Raw genomic sequence first — 5,870 nt, 5'->3', positions numbered from 1 at the left:
GCCCACCTCGTGCTCGCCTCCCGCGCCGGCTCGCTGCGCCGCGATGCCGCCGTCGACCGCACCCTCGTGGACGCGGTGCGGGCCGGCTGTGCCGACCCGGACCCGGAGGTCCGCGCGTCGGCCGCGTCCGCACTGGGTGCCCTCGCCCGCCCCGAGGACCTCGAGTCCGCCCTGCCCGTGCTCACCGGCATGGTGATGGACGTGGACGCGGACCTGGCCGCGGCCGCCGAGCTGGCCCTCGAGCAGCTCGCGATCCGCCTGGACCGGCCCGGCCTGCGGGTCAGCCTCGAGGGCTGAGGCGACGCCCGTGCAGTGCCCCCACTTCGATGTCGGCGAGTGCCGTTCCTGCCCGCTGATGGGCGTGCCGTACGCCCGGCAGCTCGCGGACAAGCAGGCCGCGGTCCTGGCCGCGCTGGCGGACGCGCTCGATGCGGACACGGTCGTGGCTGAGCCGTTCGCCTCCGCGGAGGCGGGGTTCCGGAACAAGGCGAAGCTCGTGGTGACGGGGTCGGCGGCGGCGCCGCGGCTGGGCATCCTGGACCCGCGCCAGCACCCCCGCCATCACGACGGCGCCGGCGTGGACCTGCGCGACTGCGGCCTGTACGAGGCCGGCATGGAAGGCGTGTTCGACGCGTGCGCGGCGGCGGTGACGGCGGCCGGGCTGGAGCCCTACGACGTCGCCGCCCGCACGGGCGAGCTGAAGAACGTGATCGTGACGCTCTCCCCCGACCGGGAGGCGATGGTCCGGTTCGTGCTGCGCTCCGCCGACCGGCTGGACGCGCTGCGCGCGGCGGTGCCGGGGCTGCTGGACGACCTCGCGGCGCGCGGGACACCCGCCGCCGTGGTGAGCGCGAACCTGCTGCCGGAGCACGTGGCCCTGCCCGAGGGCGACGAGGAGATCGTGCTCGCCGGCGGGCCGACGCTCACCATGCGGCTCAACAGGGTGGGCCTGCGGCTGCGCCCGCAGGGGTTCTTCCAGACGAACACCGCGGTGACCGAGGGGCTGTACGCGACGGCGGCGGCGTGGGTCGCCGAGGCCGGCCTGCCGGCGTCGGCGTGGGACCTGTACTGCGGGGTGGGCGGGTTCGCGTTCCACCTGGCCCGGGCCGGCGTGCGCGACGTGTGGGGCATGGAGTCCTCCGCCGAGGCGGTGGCCGCGGCCCGGGAGACGGCCGCGGAGCTCGGCCTGGCCGACCGGGCGCGCTTCTCCGCCGGCGACGCCACCTCCGCGCTTTCGTTCGAGAAACGGCGGGCTCCGGAGGCGCTTTCGTTCAAGAAACGGCGGCCCCGCCCGGACGCCGTCGTCGTGAATCCGCCCCGGCGGGGCATCGGCGCCGAGCTGGCGGACGCGCTGGAGGACTCGGGTGTGCCCACCGTCCTGTACTCCAGCTGCAACCCGGCGACGCTCGCGCAGGACCTGGCCCGGATGCCGAGCTATCGGGTGGCGCGGGTGCAGGTGTTCGACATGTTCCCCCAGACCCGGCACGCGGAGGTGCTCACGCTGCTGACCCGGCGGTGACGGAAGCCGGGGCGCGTCACCGCGGGCTCCCCGCCCGACGGTTCCGCTTCTTCAACTCGACGAAGACCTGCAGCAGCGTCAGAGCCGACGGCGCGAGCGCGGGTTGCGTGAGCACGAGCGGTTGCGCACGGGTCAACCCGCCACCCTGCAACGGCCGTCCCGAGTCCCACCGGTTGGCCTTGCGCAGACCACCCTCGTTCCACAGCCGCTCGTCCACCTTGAGCGCCACCTTCATCGTGTGCTCCGACTCTGGCGCCACAGCACGGACTTCCTTCACGTCCGCCCAGTCCACGGACCAGTCCCGCGTCCACACCCGTCGCTCATCGAACGTGACATGCCGAGGCCGGAACAGACCCATCGTCGCGGCGGGAAGCACCGCCAACGCCAGCGCCAACCCGATGAACGACGCCACACGCCACACCCCGAACCCGGCCGAGACATCCTCCGGCGGCCGGAAGATCACCCACACGAACACCGCGATGCACACCACGACGATCAGCCACAGGAGCAACCACCGCGCCGGACGCACCCGCGCCTGCACCGGCAGACTCGCCAGGATCTCCTCCCGCGTCGCCTTCTTCCGCAACCGCGTCGGCTTCGCATCCATCACTTGCTCATCATCCAGTTCATGAGCCCTTCGCCCCCCGGCCATCTCCGCCGAGTGTGTCCTGCTCGTTCCCGGGCCACGCTTCCGGCGCGCGGGGGCACACGTCCGCCCCGTCGGCACGACCCTATTCCCGGAACCCACCGCGCCGCAGCGACATCACCGCAGCTGAGAACCGCTGTGATGTCGCTGCGGTGCGGTCGGCCGGAACGACGGCGCGCTCGCTGCGGTGAACATCGCCGCGGCACTCCCCGTGCGGCCCCACTTCCCCGCCCGTAGGCTGGTTCCCATGTCGCAGACGCTCACCCCCGCCGCTCCGCAGGACCTGAACGCCCGCCGTCACCGGCTCCGCCGCTACCGCGCCGTCATCTTCGACATGGACGGGGTCATCACGGACACCGCCGGCGTGCACGCGCAGGCGTGGAAGGAGCTCTTCGACGGGGCGCTGCCCGCCGTGGGCGCGCTGCCCGCCAACGCCGCCGTCGTCGCCGCGGACCCGGACGTGCTGCGTCCCTTCGACGCCGCCGCCGACTACCTGCACCACGTGGACGGACGCCCCCGCGAGGACGGGGTCCGCACGTTCTTCGCCTCCCGCGGCCTGCACGTCCCGGAGGCCGACGCCCCCGAGGCGGACGCGGCCCCGGAGCTGACGGTCCTCGCCCTCGCCGAGCGCAAGCAGGGCTACTTCGAGCAGGTCCTCGAACGCGACGGCGTCCGCGTGTTCCCGGAGGCCCAGGACCTGCTCGAGCGGCTGCGGGCCAAGGGCGTGCCGGTCGCACTGGTCACCAGCTCCAAGAACTCCCGCGCCGTGCTCACGGCCGGCGGCGTGCTGGACTTCTTCCCCGTGATCGTGGACGGGAACACCGCCCTCGAGCGCGGGCTGCCGGGCAAGCCGGACCCGGCGATGTTCTGGGAGGCCGCCCGGGAGCTGGGCGTCGACGTCGCGGACGCGATGGTCCTCGAGGACGCCGTCTCCGGTGTGAAGGCCGCCGCGGACGGCCGCTTCGGCCTCGTGATCGGCGTGGACCGCGAGCCCGATCTCGGCAAGGGCCGGCTCAAGGAGGCCGGCGCCCACCTGGTGGTCCAGGACTACGGGACCCTGCATCTGGAGGACCGCACCACCACCCCGTTCGACCCCGCGTGGGTGCTGCGCTGGGACCGCTTCGACCCGGCCTCCGAGGGCACACGCGAGGTGCTGTGCACCCTGGCCAACGGGTACTGGGGCACCCGCGGCGCTGTGCCCGGCACGCGCATCTCCTCCGTCCACTACCCCGGCACCTACATGGCCGGGGTGTTCAACCGGCTGACCTCGATGGTCCAGGGCCGGGTCGTGGAGACCGAGCACATGGTCAACATCCAGGACTGGACCCCGCTCGTGGTGACCCCGCGCCACGGCCGCCCGCTGCTGCCGGGCGAGGAGAACCTCGTGGAGTACGGCCAGGAGATGGACCTGCGCCGCGGCGTGCTCTCCCGCACCATGACCTTCGAGGACGAGCAGGGCCGGCGCACCACGGTCCACACCCGGCAGTTCACCTCGCTGGCCAACCGGCACCTCGCCGCGATCGAGCTGACCGTGGTGGCGGAGAACTGGTCCGGGGACCTCACGGTGCGCTCGAAGATCGAGGGCCGCGTGGCCAACCTCAACGTCTCCGACGACCGCACCCTCGCCAACCAGCACCTCGAGCCGGTCCAGGCCCGGGAGATCGACGGCGAGACCGTCCTGCTCGAGACCGCCACCAACCAGTCCGGCATCCACGTGGCCGTGGCCACCCGCACCCGCCAGGTGGCGCCGGTGGGCCACCACGAGCCCATCCGCCGCCCCGTGGACGGCTCGGACCTGGTGGTCGGCCAGGACATCCTCCTCCACGTGGACGAGGGCGTGCCGCTCGTGCTGGAGAAGATCGCCGCCGTCGCCACGAGCCACGACCACGCCAACGCCTCCGTGTGGGAGTCGGCGGTGAAGGACGTCCAGCGCGCCCAGAACTTCCGCAACCTGCTGACCCTGCACGAGCAGCGCTGGGGCACCAACTGGGACCGGTTCTCCGTGCGCATCGACCTGGCCGAGCCGTACCGGCATCAGCGCCGCTCCACGGCGGCGGAGGCCGGCGGCGAATACGCGCCGCCCGTCGTCGACGCCGGCCACTCGGCCCCGGTGGGGTCCGCGGTCCCGATGGGCAAGGACGGCGCGTCGCTGCGCCAGCAGCTCGCCCTGAACCTGCACACGTTCCACGTGCTCCAGACGGCCTACGGCCGCCGCCGGGACCTGGACGCCTCCGTGGGGGCACGCGGCCTGCACGGCGAGGGCTACCGCGGCCACATCTTCTGGGACGAGATCTACGTCTACCCGATGCTCACGCTGCGCCGCCCCGAGATCACCCGGGGCCTGCTGATGTACCGCTACCGGCGTCTCAACGAGGCCCGCGCCAACGCCCAGGCCGAGGGCTGGGCCGGTGCCATGTACCCGTGGCAGTCCGGGGCGGACGGCTCCGAGGAGACGCCCACCGAGCTGTGGAACCCGCGCTCGCGCATGTGGATGCCGGACAACTCCCACAACCAGCGGCACGTCTCCCTGGACATCGCCTACTCGGTGCTGCGGTACATCGAGATCACGAAGGACACGTCCTTCATCTCGGACTACGGCGCGGAGATGCTCGTGGAGATCTCCCGGTTCTTCATGTCCATGACCCTGCACAACGCCGTCACGGACCGCTACGAGATCCACGGCGTCATGGGCCCGGACGAGTTCCACGACGGCTATCCCGAGACCCCCGGCTCCGGCCTGCGCAACAACGCGTACACGAACGTGCTGACCTCGTGGGTGCTCGCGGAGACCGCCCGCCTGGTCCGCTGGCTGGACACGATCGACGACGGCCTGCCCGAGCTCATGGAGATCTCCGAGGAGGAGATCGAGCGCTGGGAGGAGGTCAGCACCCGCCTGACCGTGCCGTTCTTCGAGGAGGGCGAGGAGGCCGGCATCCTCGCCCAGTTCGAGGGCTACCAGGACCTGCTCGAGTTCGACTGGGAGGCCTACCGCGCCAAGTACGGGAACATCGGCCGCATGGACCTGATCCTGCAGGCCGAGGGCGACGCCACCAACCGGTACAAGCTCTCCAAGCAGGCCGACACCCTCATGCTCGGCTACCTGTTCTCCTCCGAGGAGCTGGACCGGATCCTGCGCCGCATGGGCTACGAGCTGCCGCAGGAGGCGTTCGAGCGGATGGTCACGTACTACGAGGCCCGCTCGACGCACGGTTCCACGCTCTCCCGCCTGGTGCACGCGTGGGTGGCGGCCCGCACGGACCCGGACCGGTCCTGGGACCTGTTCACGGAGGCCCTCGAGTCGGACCTCTCGGACACGCAGGGCGGCACCACCAAGGAGGGCATCCACCTGGGCCTGATGGCGGGCACCGTGGACACGGTGATCCGCTGCTACGCGGGCCTCGAGACGCGCGACGACGTCGTCCGGCTGCACCCCCGCATGCCCGCCCAGCTGCCCGGCGCCCGCTTCACCATCCGGTTCCGCCAGCAGCCCGTGGTCATCCACATGACCCAGCGGGAGGTGACGGTGGCCGCGGGCGAGGGCATGTGGCACGACGTGCCGATGATCATCGCCGGCCGCGAGCACACCCTCTCCCCCGGCGAGAAGCTGACGGTCCCGCTGGACTGAGGGCCGCCGTCGTCGGCCACCCCACCCCGTCCCTTTGGGGGCGAAAGTGGGCGGTATCCCGCGCGGATACCGCCCACTTT

4 protein-coding genes are annotated in these 5,870 nt (G+C 72.3%); 3 read left to right on the top strand and 1 reads right to left on the bottom strand.

The features are described from left to right. Positions 1-297, top strand: a 297-nt coding sequence (locus HMPREF3105_RS13700; protein WP_210401437.1) for a HEAT repeat domain-containing protein, incomplete at its 5' end; no start/stop codon positions are given. A gap of 10 nt (positions 298-307) precedes the next feature. Beyond that, positions 308-1,519, top strand: coding sequence for a 23S rRNA (uracil(747)-C(5))-methyltransferase RlmC (gene rlmC / locus HMPREF3105_RS07730; RefSeq protein ID WP_043282587.1), 1,212 nt, complete (start codon positions 308-310; stop codon positions 1,517-1,519). Between the two features lie 16 nt (positions 1,520-1,535). On the opposite strand, the gene HMPREF3105_RS07725 is transcribed toward rlmC, so the two are convergent. After that, on the bottom strand, positions 1,536-2,126 hold the full coding sequence (locus HMPREF3105_RS07725; protein ID WP_036316210.1) for a hypothetical protein: 591 nt from the start codon (positions 2,124-2,126) through the stop codon (positions 1,536-1,538). Between the two features lie 286 nt (positions 2,127-2,412). On the opposite strand from HMPREF3105_RS07725, the gene HMPREF3105_RS07720 reads away from it, so the two are divergent. Continuing rightward, complete coding sequence (locus HMPREF3105_RS07720; RefSeq protein ID WP_070709105.1) at positions 2,413-5,790, top strand: beta-phosphoglucomutase family hydrolase; 3,378 nt, start codon at positions 2,413-2,415, stop codon at positions 5,788-5,790. The last annotated feature ends 80 nt before the right edge of the window (positions 5,791-5,870 follow it).

This window comes from Micrococcus sp. HMSC31B01, assembly GCF_001816085.1.
Lineage (GTDB): Bacteria > Actinomycetota > Actinomycetes > Actinomycetales > Micrococcaceae > Micrococcus > Micrococcus luteus.
The sequence above is the reverse complement of the archived record's forward strand: the minus strand, read 5'-3'. Positions and strand labels throughout refer to the sequence as shown.

Coding starts and splice junctions, on each gene's coding strand:
- HMPREF3105_RS07725 (WP_036316210.1), bottom strand. CDS start 2,126: ATGGATGCGAAGCCGACGCGGTTGCGGAAGAAGGCGACGCGGGAGGAG.
- HMPREF3105_RS07720 (WP_070709105.1), top strand. CDS start 2,413: ATGTCGCAGACGCTCACCCCCGCCGCTCCGCAGGACCTGAACGCCCGC.